25 protein-coding genes are annotated in these 23,425 nt (G+C 61.2%); 14 read left to right on the forward strand and 11 right to left on the reverse strand.

Translation table 11 applies throughout. The features are described from left to right. The first annotated feature begins 65 nt into the window (after nt 1-65). Nucleotides 66-962 carry a LysR family transcriptional regulator gene (locus FPT15_RS17235; protein ID WP_145163085.1) on the forward strand — a complete coding sequence of 299 codons (897 nt, stop codon included), beginning with the start codon at nt 66-68 and terminating at the stop codon, nt 960-962. Between the two features lie 4 nt (nt 963-966). Here FPT15_RS17235 and FPT15_RS17240 read toward each other — a convergent pair whose 3' ends face one another. Further along, nucleotides 967-1,815 (reverse strand): LysR substrate-binding domain-containing protein, encoded by an 849-nt coding sequence (locus FPT15_RS17240; RefSeq protein ID WP_145163087.1) that lies wholly within the window; start codon nt 1,813-1,815, stop codon nt 967-969. Between the two features lie 98 nt (nt 1,816-1,913). Here FPT15_RS17240 and FPT15_RS17245 point away from each other — a divergent pair, with 98 nt between their 5' ends. Together FPT15_RS17245 and FPT15_RS17250 are read left to right on the forward strand one after the other, a co-directional pair. Beyond that, a complete protein-coding gene (locus FPT15_RS17245; RefSeq protein ID WP_145163089.1) occupies nt 1,914-2,813 on the forward strand; it encodes a DMT family transporter in 900 nt (299 codons plus the stop codon). Between the two features lie 131 nt (nt 2,814-2,944). After that, nucleotides 2,945-3,274, forward strand: coding sequence for a YXWGXW repeat-containing protein (locus FPT15_RS17250; RefSeq protein ID WP_145163091.1), 330 nt, complete (start codon nt 2,945-2,947; stop codon nt 3,272-3,274). Between the two features lie 56 nt (nt 3,275-3,330). On the opposite strand, the gene FPT15_RS17255 is transcribed toward FPT15_RS17250, so the two are convergent. From FPT15_RS17255 to FPT15_RS17265, 3 genes are all read right to left on the reverse strand, one after another. Then, nucleotides 3,331-3,705 carry a hypothetical protein gene (locus tag FPT15_RS17255; protein ID WP_145163093.1) on the reverse strand — a complete coding sequence of 125 codons (375 nt, stop codon included), beginning with the start codon at nt 3,703-3,705 and terminating at the stop codon, nt 3,331-3,333. Between the two features lie 70 nt (nt 3,706-3,775). After that, nucleotides 3,776-4,171: a PIN domain-containing protein gene (locus FPT15_RS17260; protein ID WP_145163095.1), complete on the reverse strand. Its 396-nt coding sequence runs from the start codon at nt 4,169-4,171 to the stop codon at nt 3,776-3,778. Further along, a complete protein-coding gene (locus FPT15_RS17265) occupies nt 4,168-4,425 on the reverse strand; it encodes an AbrB/MazE/SpoVT family DNA-binding domain-containing protein (RefSeq protein ID WP_106576898.1) in 258 nt (85 codons plus the stop codon). Before FPT15_RS17265 ends, FPT15_RS17260 begins: the two co-directional genes overlap by 4 nt. Nucleotides 4,426-4,579: 154 nt before the next feature. Between FPT15_RS17265 and FPT15_RS17270 the strand changes: the two genes are divergently transcribed. Further along, on the forward strand, nt 4,580-4,972 hold the full coding sequence (locus FPT15_RS17270) for a RidA family protein (protein WP_145163097.1): 393 nt from the start codon (nt 4,580-4,582) through the stop codon (nt 4,970-4,972). Between the two features lies 1 nt (nt 4,973). On the opposite strand, the gene ppnN is transcribed toward FPT15_RS17270, so the two are convergent. After that, nucleotides 4,974-6,347 (reverse strand): nucleotide 5'-monophosphate nucleosidase PpnN, encoded by a 1,374-nt coding sequence (gene ppnN / locus FPT15_RS17275; RefSeq protein ID WP_145163099.1) that lies wholly within the window; start codon nt 6,345-6,347, stop codon nt 4,974-4,976. Nucleotides 6,348-6,496: 149 nt separating this feature from the next. Beyond that, nucleotides 6,497-7,321, reverse strand: a complete 825-nt coding sequence (locus tag FPT15_RS17280) for an aspartyl/asparaginyl beta-hydroxylase domain-containing protein (protein ID WP_145163100.1) — start codon at nt 7,319-7,321, stop codon at nt 6,497-6,499. 273 nt (nt 7,322-7,594) lie between these two features. Here FPT15_RS17280 and fabV point away from each other — a divergent pair, with 273 nt between their 5' ends. Then, nucleotides 7,595-8,788: an enoyl-ACP reductase FabV gene (fabV, locus tag FPT15_RS17285; protein WP_145163102.1), complete on the forward strand. Its 1,194-nt coding sequence runs from the start codon at nt 7,595-7,597 to the stop codon at nt 8,786-8,788. Between the two features lie 211 nt (nt 8,789-8,999). Beyond that, a complete protein-coding gene (locus tag FPT15_RS17290; RefSeq protein WP_145163104.1) occupies nt 9,000-9,623 on the forward strand; it encodes an HAD family phosphatase in 624 nt (207 codons plus the stop codon). Here FPT15_RS17290 and FPT15_RS17295 read toward each other — a convergent pair. Further along, nucleotides 9,620-10,525 carry a LysR family transcriptional regulator gene (locus tag FPT15_RS17295; protein ID WP_145163107.1) on the reverse strand — a complete coding sequence of 302 codons (906 nt, stop codon included), beginning with the start codon at nt 10,523-10,525 and terminating at the stop codon, nt 9,620-9,622. The genes FPT15_RS17290 and FPT15_RS17295 overlap by 4 nt on opposite strands. 103 nt (nt 10,526-10,628) lie before the next feature. Between FPT15_RS17295 and FPT15_RS17300 the strand changes: the two genes are divergently transcribed. Next, on the forward strand, nt 10,629-11,798 hold the full coding sequence (locus tag FPT15_RS17300; RefSeq protein ID WP_145163109.1) for an aspartate aminotransferase family protein: 1,170 nt from the start codon (nt 10,629-10,631) through the stop codon (nt 11,796-11,798). 127 nt (nt 11,799-11,925) lie between these two features. On the opposite strand, the gene punR is transcribed toward FPT15_RS17300, so the two are convergent. Beyond that, nucleotides 11,926-12,840, reverse strand: a complete 915-nt coding sequence (punR, locus tag FPT15_RS17305) for a DNA-binding transcriptional activator PunR (RefSeq protein ID WP_145163111.1) — start codon at nt 12,838-12,840, stop codon at nt 11,926-11,928. Between the two features lie 122 nt (nt 12,841-12,962). Between punR and punC the strand changes: the two genes are divergently transcribed. After that, a complete protein-coding gene (gene punC / locus FPT15_RS17310; protein WP_145163113.1) occupies nt 12,963-14,147 on the forward strand; it encodes a purine nucleoside transporter PunC in 1,185 nt (394 codons plus the stop codon). Between the two features lie 129 nt (nt 14,148-14,276). Here punC and FPT15_RS17315 read toward each other — a convergent pair whose 3' ends face one another. Further along, on the reverse strand, nt 14,277-15,110 hold the full coding sequence (locus tag FPT15_RS17315) for a nucleoside-binding protein (protein WP_145163115.1): 834 nt from the start codon (nt 15,108-15,110) through the stop codon (nt 14,277-14,279). 158 nt (nt 15,111-15,268) lie between these two features. Between FPT15_RS17315 and FPT15_RS17320 the strand changes: the two genes are divergently transcribed. Further along, nucleotides 15,269-16,771, forward strand: coding sequence for a nucleobase:cation symporter-2 family protein (locus FPT15_RS17320; protein ID WP_145163117.1), 1,503 nt, complete (start codon nt 15,269-15,271; stop codon nt 16,769-16,771). A gap of 38 nt (nt 16,772-16,809) precedes the next feature. Here the strand turns inward: FPT15_RS17320 and FPT15_RS17325 are convergent, their stop codons facing one another. Together FPT15_RS17325 and FPT15_RS17330 are read right to left on the reverse strand one after the other, a co-directional pair. Then, entirely contained in the window at nt 16,810-17,742 is a 933-nt protein-coding gene (locus FPT15_RS17325) for a proline iminopeptidase-family hydrolase (RefSeq protein ID WP_145163119.1), read from the reverse strand. Between the two features lie 93 nt (nt 17,743-17,835). Beyond that, nucleotides 17,836-18,600 carry a LuxR family transcriptional regulator gene (locus FPT15_RS17330; RefSeq protein WP_145163121.1) on the reverse strand — a complete coding sequence of 255 codons (765 nt, stop codon included), beginning with the start codon at nt 18,598-18,600 and terminating at the stop codon, nt 17,836-17,838. Nucleotides 18,601-18,783: 183 nt separating this feature from the next. Here FPT15_RS17330 and FPT15_RS17335 point away from each other — a divergent pair, with 183 nt between their 5' ends. The 5 genes from FPT15_RS17335 to FPT15_RS17355 are packed head-to-tail and all read left to right on the forward strand — an operon-like array spanning nt 18,784 to nt 23,424. After that, nucleotides 18,784-19,671: a proline iminopeptidase-family hydrolase gene (locus FPT15_RS17335; protein ID WP_145163123.1), complete on the forward strand. Its 888-nt coding sequence runs from the start codon at nt 18,784-18,786 to the stop codon at nt 19,669-19,671. Nucleotides 19,672-19,674: 3 nt separating this feature from the next. Continuing rightward, complete coding sequence (locus FPT15_RS17340) at nt 19,675-20,622, forward strand: ABC transporter permease (protein ID WP_145163125.1); 948 nt, start codon at nt 19,675-19,677, stop codon at nt 20,620-20,622. Further along, nucleotides 20,619-21,476, forward strand: coding sequence for an ABC transporter permease (locus FPT15_RS17345; protein ID WP_106576881.1), 858 nt, complete (start codon nt 20,619-20,621; stop codon nt 21,474-21,476). The genes FPT15_RS17340 and FPT15_RS17345 overlap by 4 nt, the downstream gene beginning before the upstream one ends. Continuing rightward, nucleotides 21,473-22,429, forward strand: coding sequence for an ABC transporter ATP-binding protein (locus FPT15_RS17350; protein ID WP_145163127.1), 957 nt, complete (start codon nt 21,473-21,475; stop codon nt 22,427-22,429). Before FPT15_RS17345 ends, FPT15_RS17350 begins: the two co-directional genes overlap by 4 nt. Beyond that, nucleotides 22,426-23,424: an ABC transporter ATP-binding protein gene (locus tag FPT15_RS17355; RefSeq protein ID WP_145163129.1), complete on the forward strand. Its 999-nt coding sequence runs from the start codon at nt 22,426-22,428 to the stop codon at nt 23,422-23,424. The genes FPT15_RS17350 and FPT15_RS17355 overlap by 4 nt, the downstream gene beginning before the upstream one ends. Nucleotide 23,425 lies beyond the last annotated feature (1 nt).

Consider the following 23,425-nt stretch of genomic DNA (forward strand, 5'->3'; position numbering starts at 1 on the left):
ATGATTGGCAACTAGTTGGCGATAAATGAGCGTTTTGGCGTGGGTGTTGTTACTGGGAGTAGGGAATGATGGACCGTCTTTCAAGCATGCATGCCTTTGTGATGGCCGCCGAGTTGGGCTCCTACGCCCGCGCCGCCGAGCGCTTGAACATGTCCGCGCAAATGGTTGCCAAGCATGTTGCCGCCCTGGAGCAACGCCTCGGCGCGCGCTTGCTTAACCGCACCACGCGTCGGCAAAGCCTGACGGAGTTGGGGCACGCGTACTACGAACGTTGCAAACATATCCTGACGGAGGCCGAGGCTGCTGATTCGCTCGCCCAGATCATGAATGACACGCCGCGCGGCAAGCTGAGAGTCACCGCTCCGGTCACCTTCGGTTCCTACAGCCTGATGCCGCTGATTACCGCGTTTTTGCGTGACAACCCGGACGTGGAGATTGACCTGCACCTCACGGATCGCTTCGTCGACTTGGTGGAGGAAGGCTATGAGGCGGCGTTCCGTATCGGCCCTTTGGGCGCCACCGGTTTAACGGCCCGGCCCTTGGCACCTTATCGCTTGGTGGTGTGCGCGGCGCCGGCGTATCTGGCGGAGCGAGGGACGCCACAGTGCCCGGCAGACCTGGCGCAACATGAATGCCTGGGCTACGCCTTTTGGTCACGCCCGGCGGACCGTGAATGGGTCTTCCAACAAGGCGCGACGCCCTACACGGTGCAGGTCGCCAGCCGCCTTCAAATCAACGAAAGCCGGGCGTTGATGTCGGCGGCACTGGATGGCTTCGGCATCGTGCTGGGCGCCGAAGACTTCCTGCGTCCGGCCTTGGCTCGGGGCGAGTTGGTGCAGGTACTGCCGGCATTTGAGGCGCCCAGCCGCCCCATGCACTTGGTTTACACCGCCAACCGGCAGCGCACCGCCAAGTTGCGGCGGTTTGTCGAGGCGGTGCTGGCGCGCTTCGGCCAGGCGTGAGGGCTCAAATGTGGAAGCCCTGTTTTACCTGCGCATACAGATGCAGGGCCAGTGCATTGCTGCTGTCGCACAGCAGGTACAGATGATGCACCGGCAGTGGGGGTAACTCGAACCCTGCAATCTTTTGCGTCAGCCCACTGCCCATGCGGCTTTCTTCGATCAACCCCACCGCCACGCCGCTGCGGATACAGGCCTCGACCGCCGTGGAATTGGGGCTCTCCAGCAATACCCGGTGGTAAATCCCGTGATCCTTCAGCGCCTGCAACGCCGCCGCACGGTACGGGCAGCCGGCAACCGGCACGGTGATCGGCAGCGCCGCATTCGGCGCGCAACTGAAGCCCTCGGCCGCCACCCACAACGGCTGCACCGGCCCCAGGCGTTCGCCCTGGGCCAGCGGTTGTGCGCTGACGGTGATGGCCAGGTCGAGCTGGTTGGCCACAAACATATTCAGCAGCTCACCGCTGGTGCGCGCTTCGACTTCCAGTTCCAGCAAGGGGTTGTCGGCGATCAAGCGCGGTAAAAACGCCTGCATGAACGCCGGCGCATAGGTATCGGGAATGCCCAGACGAATCTTGCCCTGCATGCGCTGTGGCATCAGGGCGATCAGCAGGCGGTCATGGCTCTTGAGAAACTCGGTGGTTTCACCGAGCAGCTTCTGGCCATACAGGGTCAGCTCCACGCCCTGGTTGTTGCGGCTGAACAGGCGCTCGCCGATTTGCTCCTCAAGCTTTTGAATTTGTGTGGTCACGGTCGATGCGCTGCGGTGCACATGCTCGGCCGCCTCGTTGAAGCGCCGAAAGCGCGCCACGGCGTGAAAAGTGCGTAACAAGTCGATGTTCAGTTGTTTGGCCATGATTCCACTATTACGAATTTGTGGTGCAAGTAATTCAAATATACGGAAGCATGCGCGGCCCTTAGCCTTTCAGTCAACGCGCACTCACGGGAGGCCTCATGACGCGATCAACCTTGAAACGGCTGCTGTTGCAGGTGGCATTCGTGCTGTCCTGGAGCTCTGGCTACATCGGCGCCAAGTTGGGTACGCAAGGCAGCGGGGCATTCAACCTGCTTTTCTGGCGCTTCCTGCTGGTGTCGGTGTGCCTGGGGCTGTTTTTGAACGTGAAGCTGTTGAAGGTGAGCTGGGCTCAGGTTCGCCACTACGCCGTGATCGGCTTCTTGTCGCAGTTCCTCTACCTGAGTTGCCTGTATGTGGCGATCCAAAATGGTTTGCCGCCCGGCATTGCGGCCATCATCGCGGCGCTGCAGCCATTGATGACGGCGGCATTGTCGACCGGCAGCGCTGCCGAGCGCAGCGGTGGCTGGCAGTGGATCGGGTTGATGATCAGCTTTATCGGCGTCTCCATCGTGATTGCCGGGCAGTACAGCAGTGGCGGGCAGAGCGCCGGCTTTGTCATGTACTTGTTGCCACTGGCCGCAGCGCTGGGGCTGACGCTGGCGACCTTGTATGAGCGCCGTACCGCGCAGCGCCAGCACGCGGGGCTGGTGTTGCCGCTGTTCATCCAGTCGCTGCTGACGCTGATCGGCTTTTCCGGCGCCGTGCTCTATACCGGCACCTTCAGTGTTCCTCATGACTCGGACGTGTTGATCTCTATCGTCTGGCTGACGGTGTTTTCCACATTCGTCGCCTATTTGAGCTTGTGGATGTTGTTGCGGGTAATGACAGCGACCCACGTGGCAGCGCTGGTCTATCTGGAGCCACCGGTCACCCTGGTGTGGGCGGCGTTGATGTTTGGCGATGCGATCCAGGGCTCAACCTACGCCGGTATTGCGGTGGTGGTGACGGGGTTGGTGCTGGTGCGTCTGAAACAACCGACCGTCGCCTGTGCTTCCTGAGGTCTGCAGGTTCAGCAAGCCGACAGACATCACCTGTTAAAAAGATCCCATAGCCAAGCAGGAGCGCGGCTGAAACATGGGGGCATTTTTTATTGGTGCAGGTGCTGGGCGTACGCGCCCGAGGGTTTTGTATGTTGCTACGTTATGCGGCATTGGCGGCGGTTGTCGTCGCAGCGTCCGGGTGTGTGCAAGAGCGTGTGATGCATGAGCGCGGGCCGGTACAGCGTGAGTATGTCGAAGTGGTCGCGCCGCAACCGCCGCCGGTTCAAGTGATCGAGGTGGAACCTGCGCCGCGCTACGGTTATGTCTGGTCACGCGGCTACTGGCGCTGGGCTGGCGGGCGATACGTCGCGGTGCACGGCCATTGGGAGCAAGTGCGCGAAGGCTATCGTTATGTGCATCCGCACTGGGTGCAGCGCAATGACGGTTACCACTGGCAGGGCGGTGGCTGGGTTCGCTGAACCCTGGCCGAACGCCTGGCCGCAGGCGTGAGCGGGTTCGCGCCTGCAAAAAACCGCTAGGTCGGCTTTTGGGTGCCCAGCAGCCGAACCTCCCGCAGCAACGCGGCACCGAGCTGATCGGTGCCCAATTCCTTGTAGCCCACGGCCTTGATCTCACCGTTTTCTTCGGCCTGGATGATGATCACCGGCGTTTCCTTGCCGGTAGCTTCGTCCACATGCAGGGCGTACTGGGGAATATCCAGCTTGATCGGCGTGCCCGCCGCCTTGCCTTGTACATTGATCAGGAACGCCGCGCAGCCAGTGTCGACATCCACACTGGTGGCGGGCCGGCCGCTGACGAAGCAGGTTTTTGGCAGGTCGGGCCAGGCGATGGTGTCGGCCAGGGTAAAGGTCGGCGTCAGGGCCAAGGCTGCGAGCAAAAGCGTGCGCACGTTGGGTGTCTCTCGATCAAGGGTAGGGGCGGTTTTTACCAAAGCCCGCAATTCGCTGCAACGCTGCCGGTCAGGCCAAGCGCTTCATCCCGGTGGCCTTGGCCGCGTTGACGTCAAAGGTGGCGGTGTATTCACAGCCTGCCGCATGGGCACAGCGCTCTATCAGGTAGTCGGCGAACTCGGCTTTGCCCGCCGTGAATCGTCGCAGTGCCTGCCAGATGATCTCGGCATGTTCGACGGTCAATTCACGCGTACGCAGCAGCGTTTCCAGAACCGTCACCACATCACTCTTGGCCGATTGGTAACAGCTTTGTAACACCCATACCAGTTCCACCACGCACACCAGGCTGACGAAACCCGGCGAAAGCGTGGTGAGCGATTCGATCACCTCGGACGCCTTGGGGGACTGAACGGGATCATCCTGGGTGACATAACGCACCAGCACATTGGTATCCAGGCCGATCATTGCGCTTTTGCTCCCTGCGCAGCGATGGCGCGGTTCATGTCGTCAATCGACACGGCCTGGGCGGGCTTGCGGATCAACCCTTTGAGGTCCTGAACGGTTTTGCTCGCGGCAATGATGGAAAACTTGCCGTCTTCCGTTTCGACAAACTCAACCCGGTCGCCGGTTTCCAGACCCAGTGCGGTCCTGACTTGGACCGGGATGGTGATTTGCCCTTTTGAAGTCAGTGTGGCGGTCGCCATAGTGAAGATCTCCATCGTAATTTTCCTTACCCTAAGGTAAGGATTGATGAAGGACAAGATCCGTTGGTCCATAGGTCGCTCGCTGGTAGACGTGGGTGGGAACAGGTAAAACCCTAGCTCGAAGTTTTCACGTTCACACGCTTTTCAGAGACCCTAAGAGATACAAGCTATGACCGACCGCCACCGCATCATCCCGCCCGCCATGCAACCCATCGTAGAGCGCGCGGGCTACGTGCCTGCCGTAAAAGTTGGCAACACTTTGTATTGTGCAGGCCAGGTCGGCCGTACGCCGGAGTTGGCCGTGATAGAAGACCCCGAGGCGCAATTTATCGCCGCCTGGGAGAACCTGCGGCACGTATTGGAGGAGGGCGGCTGCCGTTTTGAAGACGTGGTCGACATGACCACGTATCACGTTGATATGAGCCAGCACATGGCGGTTTTTCGCGAGGTGAAAAACCGCCTGTTCCCACGCGGGCATTGCGCCTGGACGACCATTGGCGTGTCAGAACTGGCGCATCCCGGGTTACTGGTGGAAATCAAATGTGTGGCGGTACAGCGCTAATTCATTGCACCACGCGATAACACGGCACATACGCGGCACCGCCCGGCAGCTTCATGCGGTGCTGGGCGACAAACGCCTGTAGCAGCTCGTCCAGCGGTTTCATGATGGCCGGGTCGCCGTGGATTTCGTACGGGCCGTGCTGCTCGATCAGGCGAATGCCCTTGTCCTTGACGTTACCGGCCACGATCCCCGAGAACGCGCGGCGCAGGTTGGCGGCCAGTTCGTGGGGCGGCAGGGCGTGGCTCAGTTGCAGGCCTGCCATGTTTTCGTGGGTCGGGTCGAATGGGCGCTGGAAGCCTTCGTCGATCTTCAGCAGCCAGTTGAAGTGGAAGGCGTCGTTGCGCTCGCGGCGGAACTGCTTCACGGCCTTGAGCCCGGCCGTCATCTGGCGCGCCACTTCGGCCGGGTCGTCGATGATGATCTGGTAGTGCGCCTGCGCCGCTTCGCCGAGGGTGGCACCGACGAAGGCATGCAGTTGTTGCAGGTACGGCGCCGCGTGTTTCGGCCCGGTGAGGATGACCGGGAACGGCACGTCGCGGTTGTCCGGGTGCATCAGGATGCCCAGCAGGTACAGGAACTCTTCAGCCGTGCCGGCGCCGCCCGGGAAGATGATGATGCCGTGGCCGACGCGCACGAAGGCTTCCAGGCGTTTTTCGATGTCCGGCAGGATCACCAGCTCGTTAACGATCGGGTTTGGCGCTTCGGCAGCGATGATCCCCGGCTCGGTCAGGCCCAGGTAGCGGCCGCCGGTGATGCGCTGTTTGGCGTGGGAAATGGTCGCGCCTTTCATCGGACCTTTCATCACGCCGGGGCCGCAACCGGTGCACACGTCGAGGCTGCGCAGGCCCAGTTCGTGGCCGACTTTCTTGGTGTATTTGTATTCTTCGGTATTGATCGAGTGGCCGCCCCAGCACACCACGATTTTCGGCTCGACACCCGGACGCAACGTACGGGCGTTGCGCAGCAGGTGGAACACGTAGTCGGTGATGCCCTGGGAATTGCTCAGGTCGATGCGTTGACTGTCCAGCTCGTTCTCGGTGTAGACGATATCGCGCAGGGCGCTGAACAGCATTTCGCGGGTGCTGGCGATCATTTCACCATCGACGAAGGCGTCGGCCGGCGCATTCAACAGTTCCAGGCGTACGCCGCGATCCTGTTGATGGATACGCACTTCAAAGTCTTTGTAGGCGTCGAGGATGGTCTTGGCGTTGTCGATGTGCGCGCCAGTGTTAAGGATGGCCAAAGCGCACTGGCGGAACAACGTGTAGATGCTGCCGGTACCGGCTTCGCTCAGTTGCTGGACTTCACGCTGGGACAGGGTTTCGAGGCTGCCCTTGGGGCTGACGGAGGCATTGATGACTTGACGTTGGGGCATTCTGATTCCTTGAAAGCACAGCCACCGCACCCGGCAGGGGGGGCGATGGCTGGAGAATGGTGAGCGCCGAACTCGGTCGCACGAGACGCACAGTTTGGCAGGCATGAGGCCGTGCGCAAACTCCGTCCAGCACCATCATGCCGCAGAACTTACTGAATCAGCTTCCAGTTTTTGTAGAAAACCCGACGCAGGGTAAACACCAGCCCGGCAAAGCCCGAGATCACGGCGTTGAGCACGGAGGGCAGCAAGGTCGGCCGCACGATATCGATGAACAGGCAGTAACGCTTTGCGTCGTTCTTGTTGAAGGACGCGTGCATCAGCGTGTCATCGAAGATAAACAGCGGGTCGTCGTGCCAGTAATGCTTGTGTTTGCCCACCTGGATGTAAACACCCTCGTGGTGCGGCGCCGGTGCCATGTTGTAGAGCACTCGGAACATCATGCGCAGCGGGCCGAAGTGGAACGACGTCGAGCGGTTTTCGTTGAACACCGACACCCCGATGGTCTTCACGAACGGCAGTTTTTTGCGCAGCTGCGGGATGTCCAGCGTGGTTTCGATCGGGCGGCCGTACCATTGGAAAAACAACATGCCGCGCTTTTTCTCGGCCATGCGTTCGTCCAGGTAACCGATGATTTCGTCCTTGTGGGCCATGGCGTCGTCGATTACCTGTTGCAGGTCTTCACGCCAGGCGGGCGGCAGGTCGTTCATGGTGTAGACGTGGCGGTTGCGCAGGCTGAAGAGGTCGAACAGGGTATTGAACGGCGCCAATATCCAGGTGTTGCGGCCGTTGCCAACGAAGTATTTCTTGATCGTGTCGCGGTCGTACAGGCCGTTGCGCAGGAAGTCATAAATGCCGCAGAACAGCACCAGCAACAGAAATACCAGGCTGGTGCGCGGGAAGCAGTACATGAACAACAGAACGCCCAGCACCCAGGCGGCTGAGACCAGCTTTTTTTGAACAGCACTTTTACTCATGAAGCGTGGCTCCGAACCTGAAACAAAGCGAAACAATGTTGCCATGATAGTGGGTTCCGGCGGCGCTGGGCGTTTTAAATATTGCGAAATTGTGAAGGCCTGGCACAGTTTTTAACCCGCGCGCTGGCGTATCCGGCCTTTTGTGGATTGGATTTTGTAAACAGAAGATTTGCGACTATCGTGACGCTTCGGTTTTTTGGACGTCATAGACCGGTACGATTAAGTTGAATGGCCACCATTGGCCTTCGGCACCTTGGAAGAGGCAGAAATTTTATGATCATCAAACCGCGGGTTCGTGGCTTTATCTGTGTGACCGCTCACCCTGTTGGCTGTGAAGCGAACGTCAAAGAGCAGATCGACTACGTCACCCAGCATGGCGTCATCGAAGGCGGCCCGAAGAAGGTGCTGGTCCTCGGAGCCTCCACCGGTTACGGCCTGGCCGCGCGCATCAGTGCTGCGTTTGGCTGCGGCGCCGATACCTTGGGTGTGTTTTTTGAGAAAGAAGGCGAAGAAGGCAAGCTGAGCTCCGCCGGCTGGTACAACAGCGCAGCGTTCGAGAAGTTTGCCGTTGAAAAAGGCCTGTACGCCAAGAGCATCAACGGCGACGCGTTCTCCGACGAGATCAAGCGCCTGACCATCGAAACCATCAAGAAAGACCTCGGCAAAATCGACCTGGTGGTGTACAGCCTGGCCGCGCCACGCCGTACCGACCCGCAAGGCGTGGTGCACACCTCCACCCTCAAGCCGATCGGCAAGGCCGTGACCCTGCGCGGTATCAACACCGACAAAGGCGTTGTGGTCGATACCACGCTTGAGCCTGCGACCCAGGAAGAAATCGACGGCACCGTGAAAGTCATGGGCGGCGAAGACTGGCAGCTGTGGATCGACGCGCTGCGTGACGCCGACGTGCTGGCTGAAGGCGCCAAGACCACCGCCTTCACCTACCTCGGTGAAAAGCTGACCCAGGACATCTACTGGAACGGCTCCATCGGCGAAGCCAAGAAAGACCTCGACAAGAAAGTCCTGACCCTGCGCGACAACCTCGCCGCACTCAAGGGCGACGCCCGTGTGTCGGTGCTCAAGGCTGTGGTCACCCAGGCCAGCTCGGCGATCCCGATCATGCCGCTGTACCTGTCGCTGCTGTTCAAAGTGATGAAAGAGCAGGGCACCCACGAAGGCTGCATCGAGCAGGTCTATGGCCTGTTCAAGGACAGCCTGTACGGCAAAGAGCCGAAGCTGGATGCCGACGGCCGCCTGCGTGCCGACCTGGCTGAACTGGAGCCCAAAGTCCAGGACGCCGTGGCGGCGCTGTGGAACCAGGTGACTGACGACAACGTTAACGAAATCAGCGACTTTGCCGGTTACAAGGCTGAGTTCCTGCGTTTGTTCGGTTTTGAAATCGACGGCGTGGACTACGACGCTGACGTGAACCCGACCGTGAAGATCAACGGCCTGATTCAAGCCTAAAACACGGTCAAGAAATGTGGGAGTGGGCTTGCTCGCGAATGCGGTATGTCAGTATCAAATACAGTGGCTGACACACCGCTTTCGCGAGCAAGCCCGCTCCCACATTTGCTTTGTGTGAATTCAAAACCCTCCCGCAAGCCATCGCGCTCCCGCCAATGCCCTTAATCTGCCAGACTCCTACGGCTATCAAGCCACGCTAACGGAGGATCTGATGACGATTCGTGCAGTAGTTTTTGATTTCGGCGGTGTCCTGTTCGACTGGAACCCGCACCACCTGTACCGCCAGCTGATTGCCGACGATCACGAGCGGCAACACTTTCTCGACACCATTTGTACCCAAGCCTGGAACACCGAGCAGGACGCCGGTCGCAGCCTGGCCGAAGGCACTCGCCACCTGATCGAGCAGTACCCGGAACACGCACCCTTGATCCAGGCCTATTACGACCGTTGGCACGAGATGCTGCGCGGCGCGTTGCCCGAAGGTGTGGCGATTCTCGAGGCGTTGCATCAAGCCGATATGCCGCTGTTCGGGCTCACCAACTGGTCGGCTGAAACCTTTCCCTATGCGCGGGCCAATTACCCGTTCCTGCAGTATTTCCGCGACATTGTGGTCTCCGGCGAGTTGAAGCAAATCAAGCCGGACGCGGCGATTTATCACGCGAGCCTCGGCCAGGTGCGCGCCCATTTGCCGGATATTCAACCGGGCGAAGTGGTGTTTATCGACGACGTGGCGGGCAATGTCGAGGCCGCCGTGGCCCTCGGTTGGCAAGGCATCCACCACGTGTCGGCCGAGCGTACTGCGGCGCGCCTGCGGGCGTTGGGCGTGGGCTTCTAGCGCGCCCACTTTTCCATGGCGAAATCCACAAAGGCGCGCAGCTTGGGCAGGCGGTAGCGGTCCTGTCTGTAAAGCAGGTGCATGGGGCGGCAGGGCAGCCTGTAGGCGGTTAACAAGGCTACCAACTTGCCGCTCTCCAGGTCCGGTTGCACCAGGGCATCGGCCAGCATGATGATGCCCATGCCGTTTACGGCCGCCTGGCGCAGGCCCTGCGAGCTGTTGATGGTCAATGACCCGGACACCGGCACCTCCACCTCGCCTTCCTCGCCGGTCAGGCGCCACAGTTTGTCGGAATCGCGCCAGTTGTCGGTCGCCGGGTAGGCGAACGCCAGGCAGTCATGGTGCTGCAGGTCATTGGGTGTCTGCGGCGTGCCGCGGCGTGCCAGGTAATCCGGCGAAGCGCAGAGGGTGAGGGTGTAGGCCTGCATAGGCCGTGCGATCAGGCTGGAGGTTTCCAGCTCGCCAAGGCGGATTGCTACATCGAAGCCGCTGTCGACCAGGTCCATCCGCTCGTTGCTGAGCACCACGTAGAGGTTGATCAGCGGGTAGCGTTGGGAAAATTCGCTCAGGGCGGGCGTCAGGCGTTCGGTGCCGAATACCGGTGGCGCGGTGATGCGCAGGTTGCCTTTGGGCGTTTCGCTGTGGGCCTGCTCTGCTAACACTTCAGAGTCGGCTACCAGCCCCAGCACCTCCAGGCAGCGCTGGTAATACTGCCCGCCAAATTCGGTGAGGCTTTGCTTGCGCGTGGTGCGCTTGAGCAAGCTGACGCCCAGGCGCTGCTCCAGGGCGCGCAAGTGATTGCCGACCATGGTGGTCGACATCCCGCACTCCTGCGCGGCGGCCGTCATGCTGCCAGTCTCGACCACTTTGACGTACACCGACATTGCCTGGAACAGATCCATTATCAAGCCTTGGTTTAAAGTCATTACAGGAATGCGCAGTTTATCCAGCTCGGGTGGCTAACGATACTGGTGCCATCACCATGATGCACTGGAGCTTGCCACCATGACCGCCGCCTGCCTGATGACCACCTATCAACCCTTGGCCCTGAGCTTCACCCGTGGCCTGGGCACGCGCCTGTGGGACCAGCAGGGCCGTGAATACCTCGACGCGGTCGCCGGTGTGGCGGTGACCAATGTCGGGCATTCCCACCCTCGGCTGGTGACGGCGATCAGTGAGCAGGCGGGCCTGTTGCTGCACACCTCCAACCTCTACAGCATTGATTGGCAGCAACGGCTGGCCCAGCGCCTGGCACAGTTGTCTGGCCTTGACCGTGCGTTCTTCAACAACTCCGGCGCCGAAGCCAACGAAACAGCGCTGAAACTCGCACGGCTGCATGGCTGGAAAAAGGGCATCGAAGAGCCGCTGGTGGTCGTGATGGAGAATGCGTTTCACGGGCGCACCCTCGGCACCATGGCGGCCAGCGACGGACCGTCGGTGCGCCTGGGGTTTCAGCGCTTGCCGGGGGATTTTCTCAAGGTCGGGTTTGGCGACCTGGCAGCGCTGGAAGCCATCACGCAACACTTCGGCCCGCGCATTGCCGCGGTGCTGCTGGAACCGATCCAGGGCGAAAGTGGCGTGCTGCCAGCGCCGCCCGGCTACTTGAAAGCCCTGCGCGAGCATTGCACGCGCCACGGTTGGCTGATGATGCTCGATGAGATCCAGACCGGCATCGGCCGCACCGGCGCCTGGTTTGCGTTCCAGCATGAAGGCATCGTGCCGGACGTGATGACGCTGGCCAAAGGCCTTGGCAATGGCGTGCCCATCGGCGCCTGCCTGGCCCGGGCCGCGGTGGCCCGGCTGTTCACACCCGGCAGCCACGGCAGCACATTCGGCGGCAACCCGCTGGCCTGCCGCGTGGGCTGCACGGTGCTGGACATTATTGAAGAGCAAGGCTTGCTGCAGAACGCCGCGCAACAGGGCGAGCGGCTGTTGGCACGGCTGCGTGTGGAGTTAAGCGAGCACCCGCAGGTGCTGGCGATTCGCGGGCAAGGCCTGATGGTCGGGATCGAACTGGCACAGCCTTATCGCGATCTGGCCTATCGCGCAGCGCACGAGCATGGGCTTTTGATCAATGTGACGCGCGGCAAGATCATCCGCCTGCTGCCGCCGCTGACGCTGGAGGCCAAGGAGGTGGAGATGATCGTAAGGGCCATCGCCCGCCTGCTGGATTGAACCCCGATCAAAATGTGGGAGCTGGCTTGCCTGCGATAGCATCACCTCGGTCTGACATTAAGACCGAGGCGCTTGCATCGCAGGCAAGCCAGCTCCCACACAAGTCCACATTGAATCGGTGTGACTTTCACAGATCTGGGCCATTGAGCCACTCCTGATTCATGGTTTCGGTGTCGCCCAGGTACTCCAGCAACCAACTCATCGCCGGCGACAACTTGCTCTGCGCCCAGGCCACGCACGACGGGCTGGCCGGGAACGGCCGGCGCAATTGCAGCGCGACCAGCTCGCCGCGTTCGATCCACGGCAACACCTGATGCGCCGGCGCCATGCCGACGCACAGGCCATCGCGCAGGCAATCAAGCGCCGAGGACCAGTTGGGCACCACCAGCCGGCGTTGGTTATCCAGGGTCCAGGTGTCACGCTTGGGCAGGTTGCGCGAGGTGTCGGTCATGCACAGCGACGCGAACGGTCGCAGTTGATCGTCACTGAGCAAGCCGTCCAGCGCCGCCAGCGGATGCTTGGCGCTGACCACACACAGCCAGTTCAGCAGGCCCATGTCGCGAAAGGTGAAGTGGCTGGCCACCGGCACCGCACTGGTGGCGCCGATCACAATGTCGGTGCGTTCATCAGCCAGCGCATCCCATACGCCGTTGTACACCTCGTACTCCAACAGCAATTCCACCTCGGGAAACTGCCGATAGAAGTCCAGCACCAGCTGCCGACAGCGCTGGGGTTTGACGATGGAATCCACCGCAACCTTCAATTGGCCGCTCCAGCCATTCGCCACCTGCTGGCACAAACGCCGTGTACCGAGCATTTTTTTCATCACGCCGCGGGCTTCGTCTATAAATAGACGGCCGGCCGGGGTCAGCTCCACGTCACGATGGCGACGCACAAACAGCGGCACCGCCAGCCATTCCTCGAGCTGACGCACCGTATAGCTGATGGCCGAAGGTACGCGGTGCAGTTCCTGGGCGGCCGCACTGAAGCTGCCGTGGCGCGCAACGGCATCCACCACATCCAGCGAGTATTCGGACCACATGATAGTTGCCTTCAAAATATTTGATAGAGGTGTCCAATTATTATCGCTTCACACCGACACTGTCAGCTTCATAATGGGCGCCAGTCAGCAAATAGTTTGATGGCAAGGTCAGCAAGGCTTCAATGAAAAATTCTTTTGGTTTCACGTGGTACCTGGCGGGGCTGAGCATGCTCGGTTATCTCGCCATGGATATGTACTTGCCGGCGTTCGGCGCCATGGGCGAGCAGTTGCAGATCAGTGCGGGCGCCGTGGGCGCGAGCTTGAGTATTTTCCTCGCCGGTTTTGCGGTGGGGCAGTTGTTGTGGGGGCCGTTGTCCGACCGCCTCGGGCGCAAGCCGGTACTGCTGGCGGGCCTGAGCCTGTTTGTAGTGGGTTGCCTGGGTATGTTCTGGGTCCAGACCGCACCGCAACTGCTGGCGTTGCGTTTTATGCAGGCGATTGGCGTGTGTTCTGCGGCGGTGAGCTGGCAGGCACTGGTGATCGACCGATACCCGGCCGACAAGGCCCATCGCGTGTTCGCCAGTATCATGCCGCTGATGTCGCTGTCACCGGCCCTGGCGCCGTTGCTGGGCGCCATGGTGTTGAATCACTTCGGCTGGCAGGCGATCTTCGGTGTACTGCTGGGCGTGTCGCTGCTGTTGCTGCTGCCGACGTTGTTCCTGCGCAAAATGCCGAAACGTCGGACAGAGGAGGGCGAGCCTTCGCGCCTCGGTTATGGGCAGTTGCTGACCTCTCGCGTGTTCACCGGCAACGTGATGATCTTCGCTGCCTGCTCGGCCAGTTTCTTTGCCTGGCTGACGGCCTCGCCCTTCATCCTGGGCGACATGGGTTACAGCCCGAATGACATCGGCCTGAGCTACGTGCTGCCGACGTTGGCGTTTCTGATAGGTGGTTACAGCTGCCGCAGCGCCTTGCAGCGCTATCAGGGCGAAACCCTGCTGCCCTGGTTGCTGGTGGCTTATTGCATCAGCATGGTGGCGTTGTACCTGGTTGCCACGTTGACCGTGCCCACCCTGACCACTTTGCTGATTCCGTTCTGCCTGATGGCGCTGGTCAACGGCGCCAGTTACCCGATCGTGGTGGCGAATGCGCTGATGCCGTTTGCGGAAAATTCCGGAAAGGCGGCGGCACTGCAAAACACCTTGCAACTGGGGCTGTGCTTTCTCAGCAGCCTGCTGGTGTCGTCGATGATTGACCAGCCGCTGTTGATTACGGTGATTGTGATGCTGGCGACTGCGCCGTTGGCGGTGTTGGGTTATTGGCTGGCGCGGCCGAAGGCGGACGATTCGGAGTTGGCAAACGCCTAAAGCTGAAATGGGATCAAAAATGTGGGAGCTGGCTTGCCTGCGATGGCATCGACTCGGTGATGCTGAAGTACCGAGGTGTCTGCATCGCAGGCAAGCCAGCTCCCACAGTTGATTGGGTTTCTTCAGTGGCTAGAAGGTGATTTCCATATTCAGCGTTGGCGTAGAGGTCCGAGTCCCCCGGCCGCCGTCCACGCCGAATTTGTTGTGCCAGTACTCGTAGCCCACGCCGAGATATAGGTTCCGCTTCACGCTTTTACCCGGCCGCACCGCCACCATCAGCGCGGTGCGCATCAGCGTTTCTGGCGCGGTGTCGCGGCCATGGTAGTCCTCGCCTTTCTCCCCGACGTAATTGATAAAACCCTGGAATTTCGCCGCATGGTTGGCGATGTCGAACGGGCGCATCCACGTCAGGTTGAGCATGTAGGTGTCGTCAAACGTATGGTTTGACTCCTGCGCGCCGGGGATGCCGGTGTGGTTCTTTTCCTTGTAGTACATCAGGCTCAGGTCCAACACACCGACCGCGTTGAACTTCAACGTCGGGCCAATCACCAGTGCGCGCTTTTTGGCTGAGGCGACGTTGTTGTTGCGGTTGGCATCAAAGCCCAGCGTCAGCGCGTAATCCTTGATCAGCCCGGTGCCGAGCGGCACATCAAACACCCGCGAGGCATACAGTTGATGCCGGTAAACGGCATAGACCTCACTGCCACCACGGTCGGTGCCCTTGCGCGGGTCGTGGCTGTCGGACAGGAACACATCCAGGTTCAGGTAGTTGCTGCCGTATTGGTAGCCACTGGCGTGGGTGAAGCTGTAGATGCGTTTACTGAAATCATCGGGGTTATTCGGATTGGTGAAGTGTTGGCCGTAGCGAAATCCTACGCTGTTGTTCATCCATTCCACCGCGACGGCCTCCCCACCGCCGAGAAGGGTCAATGCAACGGTTGCGCCCTGTAATGCCTTTTTCATTGTTTTAGGTCCTTTGGCGTTCTGGCTCATGACGGCCGATTTGTTTTTTTAACGCCGATGGAGGGTATCTTGTTCGATTGATTGTATACAACTCTATGGACATACAGTCCAAACATTGCATACAGTGATCGCACAACAAAAACAGAGAACCCCTCACCATGACTATCCCGAAGGCGTCACCGCAGCGGCCAGAAGATGAGAATCTTGGCGCCGCCGCCAACATGGCTTACGGCCTGCAGCATGTGCTCACCATGTACGGCGGCATCGTTGCCGTGCCGTTGATCGTCGGCCAGGCGGCCGGTTTATCGCCGGCGGATATCGGCCTGTTGATCGCCGCGTCGCTGTTTGCCGGTGGCCTGGCCACGCTGTTGCAGACCCTCGGCCTGCCGTTTTTCGGCTGCCAACTGCCGCTGGTGCAGGGCGTGTCCTTTGCCGGTGTGGCAACCATGGTGGCGATAGTCGGCAGTGATGGCGCCGGCGGGATACCGGCGATTCTCGGCGCGGTGATGGCCGCGTCGTTTATCGGTTTGCTGATCACGCCGGTGTTCTCACGGATCACCAAGTTTTTTCCGCCGTTGGTCACCGGCATTGTGATCACCACCATTGGCCTCACGCTGATGCCGGTGGCGGCACGCTGGGCCATGGGCGGCAACAGCCGCGCGGCGGACTTCGGCAGCATGGCCAATATCGGCCTCGCGGCGTTGACCCTGGTGCTGGTGTTGCTGCTGAGCAAGATCGGCAGCGCGACAATCTCTAGGCTGTCGATTCTGTTGGCGATGGTGATCGGCACGGTGATCGCGGTGTTTCTGGGCATGGCGGATTTCTCCGGTGTGGCCCAGGGGCCAATGTTCGGCTTCCCCACGCCGTTCCATTTCGGCATGCCGACCTTTCAGGTGGCGGCAATCATTTCCATGTGCATCGTGGTGATGGTCACCCTGGTGGAAACCTCGGCAGACATCCTCGCGGTGGGCGAGATCATCGACACCAAGGTCGATTCCAAGCGCCTGGGTAATGGCTTGCGCGCCGACATGCTGTCGAGCATGTTCGCGCCGATCTTCGGTTCATTCACCCAAAGCGCGTTCGCCCAGAACGTCGGCCTGGTGGCGGTGACCGGGGTAAAGAGCCGCTTTGTGGTGGCCACGGGCGGGGTGTTTCTGGTGGTGCTGGGGCTGTTGCCGTTTATGGGCCGGGTGATCGCGGCCGTGCCGACGTCGGTGCTCGGCGGCGCCGGGATCGTGCTGTTCGGCACCGTGGCGGCGAGTGGTATTCGCACCCTGTCCAAGGTGGATTACCGCAACAACATGAACCTGATCATCGTGGCCACGTCTATCGGCTTCGGCATGATCCCCATCGCCGCGCCGAACTTCTACGACCACTTCCCAACCTGGTTCGCGACCATTTTCCACTCGGGCATCAGTTCGGCGGCGATCATGGCGATCCTGTTGAACCTGGCGTTCAATCACTTCACTGCGGGTAACTCGGACCAGCAGTCGGTGTTCGTGGCGGGGACTGAGCGCAGCTTGTGCTTCCACGATGTGGCGGCATTGCGCGACGGGGATTACTTCAGCGGCGGCAAGTTGTTTGATGCCGACGGGAGAGAGATTCCGCTGGTGCCGGATGCGCCCAGGAAGGCCGTAAAACCTGAAACCACCGCAGTCTGAAAATGTGCGGGCGGGCTTGCCCGCTCCCACAGGGGAAGTTAGCCCGCCTTGAGGACGTTGTGCGGCACTGAGCACACCTCATCCAGAAACTTGACCACGGTCCCCATGCACGCCTGGCGCTCTTCCACGTGGGGCATGTGGCTGGAATCTTCAAACAGCGCCCAGCGCACGTTCGCGATCTCATCCAGGAACGGCTTGACCACCAGCGGCGTCGCCTCGTCGTGTCGGCCGGAAATCACCAGGGTCGGCACATTGATCGCCGACAGGCGGCCAAGCACATTCCAGTCCTTGAGGCTGCCAATCACGTGAAACTCGGTCGGGCCGCTCATGGCGTGGTACACCGTCGGGTCGGCGTCCACCGCTGCGAAGGTGCGGGCCACTTCTTCCGGCCACGGGATGACGCGGCACACGTGGTGGTCGTAAAAAATCCGTGAGGCGGCGAGGTATTCCGGGTCCTGGTAGGTGCCGGCCTGTTCGTGTTTGAGCAGGGTTTCATGCACGCCTTCAGGCAGCAGTTTGCGCAGGCGGTTGGCCTCGCTGACCCACGTGCGCATGCAGGTGGGCGAGTTGGCCGGGATAAACGCGCGCAAGCCCTTGGGCTGCAGAATCGCGTGCTCGCTGCCGAGCATGCCGCCCCAGGATTGCCCGAGGATCGCGTAGTTGTCGCTGATCTGCAGGTGGTCCAGCAGGTTGTTCAACTCTTCAAGGAACAAGCCAATGGTCCAGAACGACGGGTCTTTGTCCGGCAAGTGGGTGGAGCGGCCATTGCCCAGTTGGTCGTAGTGAATCACCGCATGGCCGCTGGCAGCCACGTCTTTAAAGGCGTCGACATAGTCATGGGTGCAGCCGGGGCCGCCGTGGATGATCACCAACGGTGTACGGCCGGTGGTCAGGTCGCCAGTGACGCGGTACCAGGTCTGGTAGGCGCCGAATGCCGCATAACCTTCGCGCACTTTCTCGATGAAGTCCATTTCGTACCCTGCTCTGAAAAAAAGGATCAGGGCTACGATAGTCCGCACGTGAAGTTTAGGTAACTAGCAAAACAGCTAGGTTTTGCCCACGGGTCAGTCTTCCAGCAAGCGGTAATGCGTGGCGCGCACCACCGCCTGCACGCGGTTCTTGGCCCCCAACTTGTGCATCGCCGAGGCCAGGTGCAGGGTGACCACCGCCAGCGAGCGGCTCAACTGGGTGGCGATTTCGGCAGCCGTCAGGCCGTCGGCAGCCCATTTCAGGCATTCACGCTCGCGTTTGGTCAGGTGAATATGCGGGTAAGTGCGCAGCTCTTTACTGAACAGCGGGTAGGCCGCTTCCTGCAGGGCATGGGTGATCAGGCTGAAATCCGCCAGGGTCTGCTGCGCATCCTTCAACACTGTACTGGACTTGCCGGTGCGCAAACCGGTCAGTGACGCGAAGCCGCCGCGGGGCAGGTGGATCGGCACGCTGACGCCGCAGGTCAGTTGGCGTTCATGCAGGTAAGAGGACACGGGAGCGTGGCAGGGGTCGATGATTTTTTGCAGCGCGGTCTGGGCTTTTGCCTCGTAGGACCATACGAACGGGGACACCGTGCTCAGGGCCAGGTGTTGCACCGGGTCGATCTGGTAAAACCCTTCGCTGCACCATAACGCATGCCAGTCGGGCGGCGTGTTGCGCAGCTCCAGCACCGAGGGCGTGATCAGCGAGCCGTCCTGGTCGATGGGCACCGGCGTGTAGTCGTACACCAGCGCGTCGAAGCCCAGTTGCTGGGCAAGGATAAAGGTATTGTCCATCTGCTCATCCAGGCTCCTGCCCGGCATCAGACGATTATTGAAGGCAGTCAGCCTGGTCAGCATCCGTTCTGCTCCCGAATTCATTTGAATCTCGACTTGCGGCAAGTAGAATGCCACGCCCCGGCGAAGGACTGCCAGGCCAAACCTATAAGAAATACTAGGTTATGGACGCACGGCATCCTCGGTAGTGTTGGCCTGATTAACGGCCGCTACCTGCCAGGCCGATACAACACAAGGAATGTATGCATGTGGCGTGAAATTGCCCCCGACCAGCAGTACAACGTGCAAGTCGACGGCCATAACCTCGTGGTCTACAGCTTTGGCGCTGGCGATGAGGTGCTCTTGTGTCTCAATGGCGGCCCGGGCCTGCCATGTGACTACTTGCGCGACGCCCATGGCTGGCTCAAAGAGCATAACCTGCGAGTGGTTGCATTCGACCAGCTTGGCACCGGCGCATCAGCCAGACCGACTGATGTTTCCTTGTGGGAAATCAGCCGTTATGTCGAAGAAGTCGAAACCGTGCGCCAGGCCCTCGACCTGGGCCGCGTGCACCTGCTGGGGCATTCCTGGGGCGGCTGGCTGGGCATCGAGTACGCCATCCATTACCCCGATGCGCTGAAAAGCCTGATCCTCGAAAACACCGTCGGCGACATTCCGCACCTGTCCCAGGAACTCGAACGCCTGCGCGGCGCCCTCGGCAGTGAAACCGTGGCCATGATGCAGCGTCATGAAGCCATGGGCACTCTGGACCACCCGCAGTACCAGGCCGCCATCACCTTGCTTAATTACCGCCACGTCTGCCGCCTGGACGAATGGCCGGAGCCGGTCAAACGCTCGCTCGGCGACTGGAACATGGGCCCGTACGAAACCATGCAAGGCCCCAACGAATTCCTCTATATCGGCAACCTCAAGGACTGGAACCGCATCCCCGAGATGGCCGAGTTCAAGATGCCGATCCTGATCACCACTGGCCAGCACGATGAACTCACGCCCGCCTGCGCCCATCGCATGAAGCTGGCCGCCAGGCATGCCGAGTTGCACGTGTTCCCCAACAGCAGCCACATGCCTTTTTATGAGGAGCCCCACGCGTACTTCCCGGTGCTGCTGGACTTCCTCGCGCGTCACCGGGGCTGACGGATGAACCTGGCGCGCTACCGTTTTGTGCTGTCCCGGCCGCTGCAATTGCTGCCGGTGCTGTTTGGCATCAGCCTGATCACCTTTGTGCTGGTGCGCTCGATCCCGGGCGACCCGGCCCGGGCCTTGCTCGGCTCGCGCAGTACGCCGGATGCCTTGCTGAAAATCCGCGCCCAATACGGCCTGGATCAGCCGTTGTGGCTGCAATATTTCTACTTCCTGAAGAACCTGCTCAAGGGCGACCTCGGCCAATCGCTGCTGTACAAAGTCGATGCCTTGAAGCTGATCGTCACCCGCATCGAGCCGACCCTGGTGCTGGTGCTTGGTAGCGTGCTGCTGGCGCTGTTGATTGCGCTGCCGCTGGCGACATGGGCGGCGCGCAATAAAGGCGGCTGGGCGGACAACCTGATCCGCGTGTTCACCACTGTCGGCCTGGGCATGCCGGCGTTCTGGCTGGGCTTGATGTTGATTCTGTTGCTGAGTGTGAAGTGGGGCCTGTTCCCGGTGTCTGGCTACGGCCGCACCTGGCTGGACAAGGCCCACCACATGCTGCTGCCGTGCCTGACCATCGCCCTGGCGCTGTCGGCGGTGCTGGTGCGCAACCTGCGCGCAAGCATGCTGATGGAATTGCAGGCCGATCACGTCACCGCCGCGCGGGCGCGTGGGCTGTCCGAGGCCGCCGTGTTCCGTCGGCATGTGTTGCCCAATTCGCTGGTGCCGGCGGTCAACCTGCTGGCGGTGAACATCGGCTGGCTGATCAGCGGCACGGTGGTGATCGAGAGCCTGTTCGCCATTCCCGGTATCGGCCAATTGCTGGTGCGCGGCATTTTCACCCGTGACTACATGGTGGTGCAGGGCGTGGCCATGGTGCTGGCCTGTGCGACGGTGGTGGTCAACTTCGTCGCCGACGTGGTGACGGTGGCCCTCGACCCACGGGTGAACATGCAATGAGCAGCCGCCCACTGATCGCCCCGTGGCGTTTGCGCCTGCGTTTCGGTTTTCGCAATGGCCGGCTGACGGCGGCGTGGGGCCTGCTGATCCTGCTGGTGTGGTTGGCCCTGGCGCTGTTTGCCCCCTGGGTCGCACCCTTTGACCCGATTGCGCAAAACACTGACATCAGTTTGCTCGGGCCTAGCCTGGCGCACCCGTTCGGCACGGATAACTACGGCCGGGACATCCTTTCGCGGGTGATCTGGGGCGCGCGCATCGACCTGCAACTGGCCATTGTCGGGGTGATTTTCCCGTTCATGATCGGCACCTTCGTCGGCGCGGTTTCCGGCTACATCGGCGGGCGTTTCGACAGCTTCTGCATGCGCGTGATCGACGTGATCCTGGCATTCCCGTTTCTTGTGCTGATGCTGGCGATCATGGCGATTCTCGGCCCAGGCTTGAAAAGCTTTTATATCGCCATGGCGCTGGTGGGCTGGGTGTCGTATGCGCGGCTGATCCGCTCGCAGATCCTGGTGCTCAAGGAAAGCGAGTTTGCGCTGGCCGCCAAAAGCCTGGGCTTTGGCCATGGGCGCATTCTGTTCCGGCATTTGCTGCCCAATGCCATGTTCGGTTCGATTGTGTTTTCCATGTCTGACGCCGTGCTGGTGCTGCTCAATGGCGCCGCCGTGAGTTACCTGGGCCTGGGCGTGCAACCACCGACCGCCGAGTGGGGCACGATGGTGGCCGAAGGGCAGGCGTTTATCACCACGGCCTGGTGGATTTGCACCTTTCCGGGCCTGGCCATCGTCACGCTGGCCATGGGCTTCAGCCTGCTCGCCGATGGCGTGGCGCAAGTGTTGGGGGATCGCGCATGAGCCTGCTGCAAGTGCGTGACCTCAGCGTGATCGCCAACAATGCCGGGCGCGATGTCACCTTGGTCGACCGCGTGTCCTTTGACTTGGCCGAGGGTGAAATCCTCGGCCTGGTGGGCGAGAGTGGCTCGGGCAAGACCCTGACCTGTCGCGGGTTGATGCGCCTGCTGCCATCGCCCAACTTGCGCGTGCAAGGCGCTGCTGTGCGCCTGGCCGGGCAGGATCTTTTGACGCTGGACGATGCCGGCATGCGCGCCGTGCGCGGCGGGCAACTGGGCATGATCTTCCAGAACCCCAGCAGCCACCTGGACCCGTTGATGCGCATCGGCGAGCAGATCGCCGAGGGCATTCGCCTGCACCAGGGCGCGTCGAAAAAAGACGCGCGCCTGCAAGCCATCGACGTGCTGCGCCAGGTCGGCATTCCCGATCCCAAGGCGCGGGTCGACAACTACCCCCACGAGTTTTCCGGTGGCATGCGTCAGCGCGCGATGATCGCTGTGGCGCTGGGCTGCAACCCGAAAGTGCTGATTGCCGACGAGCCGACTACCGCCCTTGATGTCACCGTGCAGGCGCAGATCCTGCGCCTGTTACTGGAGCTGCGCGACCAGCGCGGCCTGTCGATCATCATGATCACCCACGACCTCGGTGTGGTGGCGCAAACCTGTGATTCCATCGCGGTGATGTACGCCGGGCGCCTGTGCGAGCACGGCAGCAAGTACGAGTTGCTGGCCAACCCGCAACACCCGTACACCGCCGGCCTGATTGATTGCCAGCCCGCCCACAGCAGTGGGCACGCGTTGCTGCGCACGATTCCCGGCCAGCCGCCGTTGCTGGACGCACTGCCGCAAGGGTGTCGCTTCAACCCGCGCTGTGCGCAGGCGGGCGCCTTGTGCACGCAGTTGTTGCCGGAAGGCGCGCGGGTGGCGTGTCACTATCCCTTGGGAGACCGATCATGAGCCTGTTGCAGATCAAGGACCTTGAGGTGCGTTTCGCAGCGTCCGGTACCGGTGTGTTCGGCCTGAGTAAACAGTGGGTGAGGGCGGTCAATGGTGTCTCGCTGAACCTGGCCGCCGGTGAAACCCTGGGGCTGGTGGGCGAGTCCGGCAGCGGCAAGAGCACGCTCGGCCGGGCGATTCTGCACCTCAACCCGATCAGCGCTGGCCAGGTGCTGTTCGATGGCGTCGACATGGCCCACGGCAGCGCGATCGATATTGCCCGCCTGCGCCATGAAACCGCGATGATCTTCCAGGACCCGTACGCCGCGCTGAACCCGCGCCACACCATCGGCGAAACCCTTGCCGAAGTGTTGCGCGTGCAGCGCAAAGTCGCGCCGCAGCAGATACCGGCCCGCGTGAATGAACTGCTCGATCTGGTCGGCCTGCGCCCCGAATTGGCCAGTCGCAAACCCGGCTCTCTAAGCGGCGGTCAGTGCCAGCGTGTGGGTATCGCGCGGGCGCTGGCGGTGGAACCGCGCTTGATCATCGCCGATGAATGCGTGGCGGCGCTGGATGTGTCGATCCAGGGCCAGATCATCAATCTGTTGCTGGAACTGCAGCAGCGCATGAACCTGGCGATCCTGTTTATCGCCCATGACCTGGCCATCGTGCGGCGCCTGTGCGACCGCGTCGCCGTGATGTACCTGGGCAAAATCGTCGAGGAAGGCCCGGTGGAAGCGGTGTTTACCGCACCGCGCCATCCGTACACGGCGGCGTTGATCGAGGCGATCCCCGAGATCGATCCGCACCGGCCGTTGCCTGCAGAACCTTTGCCCGGTGAGCCACCGAGCCCGCTGAATTTGCCCACAGGCTGTGCCTTTCACCCGCGTTGCCGATACGCCCGAACGATGTGTTCCGTGGTGTTGCCGCCGACGCATTTCCTGCACGAGCATCGATACAGTTGCGTGCTTGAAGCGCCATTAACCCTTTCTGCCGTCCTAAACAAGGAGTTATGAC

The sequence above is a fragment of the Pseudomonas sp. RGB genome (genome assembly GCF_007713445.1).
GTDB lineage: Bacteria > Pseudomonadota > Gammaproteobacteria > Pseudomonadales > Pseudomonadaceae > Aquipseudomonas.